The sequence below is a fragment of the uncultured Chitinophaga sp. genome, assembly GCF_937898475.1.
In the GTDB taxonomy this organism is placed as follows: Bacteria; Bacteroidota; Bacteroidia; order Chitinophagales; family Chitinophagaceae; genus Chitinophaga.
Genome location: NZ_CALEJS010000004.1, coordinates 21,914 through 27,951, shown reverse-complemented (window position 1 = coordinate 27,951; position 6,038 = coordinate 21,914). Strand labels below are relative to the sequence as shown.

At 45.0% G+C, this 6,038-nt stretch carries 3 protein-coding genes; 1 reads left to right on the top strand and 2 read right to left on the bottom strand.

Annotated elements, in window-relative coordinates:
- Positions 1–65: 65 nt before the first annotated feature.
- Positions 66–272, top strand: a complete 207-nt coding sequence (locus tag Q0577_RS27175) for a HAMP domain-containing sensor histidine kinase (protein WP_366883608.1) — start codon at positions 66–68, stop codon at positions 270–272.
- Between the two features lie 626 nt (positions 273–898).
- Here the strand turns inward: Q0577_RS27175 and Q0577_RS00280 are convergent.
- Together Q0577_RS00280 and Q0577_RS00275 are read right to left on the bottom strand one after the other, a co-directional pair.
- Positions 899–1,594 carry a hypothetical protein gene (locus tag Q0577_RS00280; RefSeq protein WP_298731630.1) on the bottom strand — a complete coding sequence of 232 codons (696 nt, stop codon included), beginning with the start codon at positions 1,592–1,594 and terminating at the stop codon, positions 899–901.
- A gap of 9 nt (positions 1,595–1,603) precedes the next feature.
- A complete protein-coding gene (locus Q0577_RS00275) occupies positions 1,604–6,025 on the bottom strand; it encodes a DUF6443 domain-containing protein (protein ID WP_298731628.1) in 4,422 nt (1,473 codons plus the stop codon).
- Positions 6,026–6,038: the final 13 nt, after the last annotated feature.

Below are 6,038 nucleotides of genomic sequence, written 5' to 3'. Positions count from 1 at the left end.
GCGTGGGGTTCCAAACATTGAAATAGAATTTGACACAGTTTATTTTACACTCCCGCAATCAGGTAATGATCAAAGTATCCAGTATAGGCTATCCTATACCAGATGAGAAGATAGATCACCTATTCGAACCGTATTGGCAGCTTGAGCCTGGCAAGGGCTGGGGTTTAGGGCTTTTTATTTGCAAGATGTACGCAGAGCTGCTGGGAGGAAACATTTCCGTTGATAGCAACGAATCCGGGCTTACCACTTTTACGGTGAACATTTCTGTATAATACCCATTAATAGTCTCTGAGGAACTTGTATTTACCGAGCAAACATCCCTGGTAGAGGCCCTATTTTTAATTCATTATAAGTTGATGAATTATCCTCGAGCTCAAAAGTAGTAAGGCCCTGATTTACTCCAATCCCATACTTCTGTAGAATTGCCTTCTGCCTTGCGTCTGGTTTGACGCTTACTCTGTGTGTTACGTTCATGGCTAATGGTAACGACCATCATTGTATTTTAAAAGTGGCATCCTTCAATCTAAGTGCATTTACCAACCGTTTTATCACCCTGATCTTATATCCACGACATTCAAGAGAAATTTCTGTGAAACCTGAGATATTCCAATATTCAGTATTTTTGCTAATCCTCTTTCTTCGATTGTGTCTTCCAGCACATAACGCAAACCAAAATTATGACTACAACCCTCTCTTTCAAGAGGGATATAAATACTCATTATTGAGATACAGAATTCTTCCTATTTAGACTAGCAAAACTCCATGCTTAAACCACAATCCCCCAAGATTTCATCTTGATCCGTAGTATCAAGGTTGGCATCTCTTCCCGGCAATCAAAAGTCCAACAGATTGTTGGACTTTTGAACCTTCCTAATGTGCACAGTTATGCTAAATCGTATTACTCTACAGCAGTCCCTCTAATCTCCGGCGGAATTTCACTATAAATGGATTGATTTAACATATCGGGCAATAAATTTGAAACAAATTCTCTTATTCTTTCGTCAGAATCTTTTCTATGAATATACTCGCTTCTTAACACCATGAAGGCGATATTTTCCCATTCTTCATTTGGTATCTCTAATTTACGTGACTTTGATTCCCGCTTTAATAATTCTACTATTATTCTCAGCTTTATTGTATTCTCCGCATTTATATTTGAGTGTTCAAGATGATTCACCTTTTCTTTAGCTGCCTTGACTCCCGCGAATAAATAATACTTGCCATCCTTTAAATAAAACCAACTATCGTTTTTGCCAAACTTAAAATGCGGTAACCTAATATTTACTGAATCTATTGGCATTTTACCTATTACAGACCATTTTGCTTCTCCCCGTAAAGGAGGTGGATATGTTAACACTTCACCAAACAGCCAGTCCTTTCCAAGCAAAATCGAATAGTCATTGATAGGCTCATCACTCAAATAATCATAAACCCCTATAATATTAGAGGCTGGCCGTTCCTGGCACAATAACGAAGTGCTATAGTATCTACAGTAGGCATACTTATAAGTCATTTGAAAAGGCAGCTTTCCAAATGCGATGTTATTTAGCGGAATTCTAAAATAAAACACCTGTGAATCATTTAAAACACTCATATATATCTTTTAATGACTTGTTGCAACCATTTCTTTCCAATTAGGAAAATTTTCTTCCAAAAATGCTATTGCTTTTTCATACATCCCCTTATTCTTAGCCAGATTAAAGTCCATAGCCTTATTTATATTCGATACAGGTCCTAGCGTTTTTTGATAATCAAGTACGACTTGCTCAACTGCCCTCAACAATCTTCCTTCGGCACCTGGAAATAATGATTGTATTTTCATTGCAGCTCTCTCAGCAGCCGTATATCTTTTTAACAAATTAATTGATTTGCCAATGTATGGTAATCCCGCTTTAATGCCCTTATAAACTGTTCTTATACTACCTATCCCGCCTGTACTCGCAGCGTTTACCAAAGCATTTGGCATGCCTGCTCGAGGGGATCCTCTATTTGTCAAAACCCCGTTGTAGTCGACAATACCTCTATATAAGCCATTATCATGCCTTCTTTCTCCAGTCAACATCCTATTCCAAAATCCCCTCACTGCAGGTAATACTTTGAATCCTGGCAGTGCCCCCGGGTCATAAATTTCGCTGCGTGCTCCGTTAGGCTTAACTACTATACCGGTCAGATTTACGACATCCTTGCCTGGATCAAAATCCGGCCAAACATTAGGCAAATCGTTAATATGAACTGTATCATCACCGTAAGGATCACTCATGGTGATGGGATTATTAAGAACATGATTATAAGGAGTTACATCTTCAAAGTATTCAGACTTTGGATCCACTTGCCACCATCTGCCTATTTGTGGATCAAGATTTCTAAAGAATGCATCATATTGATTAAGGTCAAAATCAGTGGTATGTTCTATCCCGTTATACTTCCTTCTATTCTCGGGATAGTTCGTCCCTTTAAGAGCATTTGAACTGATTCCGGCCATAGTCAGCCCGAACGGATAATAATGCGTTTCCTCAAGCAAGGGACCCTGTGCTACCCCCAATGTTATATTATCAAAGAACACATCCTGGGTGATTTCATTGCTGGTGTATACATACAGGAAACCACTCTTTGTCAGCGGCATCTTGTCTACCGCCAGGGTCTGCAGCTCGTCGGGCATAGCTTTTACCTGCCGTACCCCGCTGTTCTCCTCCACTAAGTTAAACTGATCATCAAATAAAACAAAGTTCAAATAGGCGCGGGGGTTATTCTGTGCCCCCTGGTTGTTCGGATCTTTCTCCTTCAGTCGTTGATAATCATTCCAATTGAAATTTCTGAATGGAGATAACTGTTCCTCCTGGCGGGCAGCATGTGAGGCATTGCCGGCCTTTTCGCCGCCAAAAGCCTGTAACAGGCTCGCTATCATGTCTTCCGGGGCAACGGACTTGGTATCTTTCGGACCGGTGGATTTATAAAAGACCTTGGCTCCTATCTGAATTGTATCTCCCGCCATCACCCGAAGCACCAGCGAAGGACCGATCTTTTTACCACCATCTCTGGCATTTAACTTAGCAACAAATTTGTTTTTATTGTTCGTCTCATCCTCGGGGTAGCCCACCGGTTTGGCGGCACGACTCTCCTCCACATTACTGAACAGGGCGGCTTCCGTGGCAGCACGCTCCGTTTCCATGGTAGCGGCGTACATATCAAACTCCGTCTGCGTTGTCAGTACCGTACGAACATTACCCAGGTGATCTTTCAGGAAGTAATCATAAACATATTCCTGCAGCTGACCATTATTGAATACTGGGCGGATACGGCCTTCTTCATGACTGATAAGCTCCAGTTGATTATTGCGGTATACCATGGAACCCATGTAGTCCGTAGTAGTGACCTTTGAAGTACCTGTAGTATTATCAGTAACTGTCTTCTTCAACTTGTTACCGACGGCATCATACTGATACCGAATACTGCCCTTACCACTGATAGTAATCAGCTCCGGCAGGTTCAGATGATTATAGGTGATGGAGCTGATGTTCTTGTTCAGGTCCATGGTGAGGTTCCCATTGGGATCATAATCATAATCGTCGCCAGTATTGGCGCCATTGATGAAATCACCCAGTTTGGCTGTAGCGGTATTAGCGCCGTTATCTCCTACGAAACGCAACTTGTTACTGGCTTCGTTCACCTCCTTATAACTATAAGCCAGCTGGTCAATAATGGAGATAGTTGAGCCTACCATTCCCTTCTGGGTCATGGTTTTAATGTTCCCGTTGGCGTCATAGGTCAGGTTGCTGACGGAGAAATTCTTTTGATCCTGTGTCCAGCCAGCACTCGGATTGTTCTTTTGATTAAAGTCAGCATTGGTCAAGCGATTGGCATTGTCATAGCTGTAGCCATAGACACGGGGAATATTGTCATTGCGACCTCTCCATTTTATCCCGGCAATATTGCCTGTATACTGATTTGTGGTGAAACCGTAGTCATAGCTCAGCTCCTGGCCGAACCAGTTGGAAGTTGGATTGCTGGCTACGTCATTTACATAAAGTTTGTTGATGCTCTTCAACCAGCCGCGGACGTTGTACTCGTAATCGAGTTTCTCCAACTGGGAACTGCCATTGACATGCAGGCGTTTGGACTGGAGCTGCCCCAACTCATCGTATGTGTTTTTGGCGATGGTTTGCCTGGCGCCGCCATTCACCTGTTTGATCACATCCGTTACCCTCCCTGCTGCATCATACAGCACCTGGGTCATGATCTTTACGTCGGGAACGGCGCTACTGCGCAGATTGTTATGCCGATGGTAGGTGCTCAGCAGCTTGCCACTGAAGTCATACAGACTGGTCAGCACATCCTTACTACCGCTGATGTTATCAGATATGGTTTGCAGTAAGCGGCCTTTATCGGTGTAGTAGGCGGTGGTGGTCAGCCACTGGTCTGTACCCAGTACCCTTACTCGGGCACCGGTCATCAAACCTGTGGTAAGGTTGCTGGCCGCTGTCACTACTTCTGCATAATTACTGCCGGTATATTGAGGCTGAGTAAAGTCGCCGGTAACGGCGTCGTGCTTGCCGGTGTAGTTATAATCGTCATAGAAAGTATAAATCAGCGGAGTGAGGGTGCTGGCCGGCATACTGGGCAAAGGATTGGTGGCGTTAATGCTCAACGTTTCCTGGACAGCCGCAGAATTGATCTCCGCCAGCATCTCCGCGGTATTGGAGTCAAAGCCGTCTTCAAAGGTAATGCTATTGGATGCCTGATAGATGGGCCGGCCGTCATGGGCGGCTACTACCAGGTCTGCCACGCCAGAATAGCTATGCGTGATGGCCTGAGTACCAGAAATAGCCGTGTTCATGCTGATCTGCAGTGCATCTCTGGTAGCAGAGGAATTGTACAGGGCCGTCATGATGTGGCGGTTCTGGCCATCGTAAAAGGTAACCAGCCATTGGCTTTTGCTTTTCAGGTTGCCGTCACGAGTAAATACCAGCCGGTCGCGTACATCGTATACCATTTCTACGGGATCGGCGCCAGGTATTTTCTTTATGATCATCCGGTTCCGGTTATCATACTGGTACTGCAAACATAATTCACTGGCAATGGACGAACTGATCGCCCAGCTTGTTTTGATAAGCTCAACTGCTTTGGGGGGAATAACAAAGCGCAGGTTACTCTGGTCATCGTATACATAGTAGGTGCAGAGCCAGCCGTCATGACCATCCGCTGCGGAGGCGGTCACCTCCACCTTTTTAAGCACCACCCGATCCGCTTTATCCTTGAATTCCACTGTCCGAAAGCCGCGCTCGTCTTTCGTCACATTCTTATACAGCTGACCGACATCATATATCGAGCCACTGCCGCTGGTTGGCGTGTTGCCAGTAGCAGGCATATCCCAGATACGCACCGCATCGGCAGCCGTATTCAGGAGGAACTGATGCTCAATTGGCCTATTGCCGCCCTTCTGTACGCCGGCAGGGTCATTCTTCGCCCAACTGTTGCCGGGTGCATAGGTTTTTAGCACCCTATTGAGTGGTGAAGCCTCATATTGCGTCTGGTCATAATAGATAGCTTCCCCTTTTGCGCCGGGAACCAAGCTTTCAGACAGATAAAACCGGCTCTGATCATTGAACGGATCAGCTTTAAATTTCCCATCGCTGAGGTTGCCGGTGGTTGGCACATAGGGCAAATATCTAAATTGCTCCCTCCCATAAATGTCATAGATAACCGGCGCTACGAGATCCCTTCCTGCAGGCGTGATCCCCCTCGCGACCGTTTGTAAGGGGCGTCCTAACCCATCAAAATACTGGGTACTTTGCCTTGCGGTATTGACATCGGAAGCAGCGATAGTTGCCGGATCGGATGTGGGCATATTGGGCTCCCAAGTGCGGATATAGTTAACAAGGGTATTTGTGTAAGCCGGAGAGGTACTTACCGGCGTCGCAGCGGGGCGGACGCTGCTATTAGGTGTTTGAGCATTTGCAGGGATGATAGCAATCATTAACACCAGCCCGACAAGCGATTTGATTATGGAGAGATGTATCTTTTTCATGTAATGGCTTTGG

Excerpts from the sequence above, each read along its gene's own strand:
- Q0577_RS27175 (WP_366883608.1), top strand. The coding sequence starts at position 66 with ATGATCAAAGTATCCAGTATAGGCTATCCTATACCAGATGAGAAGATA.
- Q0577_RS00280 (WP_298731630.1), bottom strand. The coding sequence starts at position 1,594 with ATGAGTGTTTTAAATGATTCACAGGTGTTTTATTTTAGAATTCCGCTA.
- Q0577_RS00275 (WP_298731628.1), bottom strand. The coding sequence starts at position 6,025 with ATGAAAAAGATACATCTCTCCATAATCAAATCGCTTGTCGGGCTGGTG.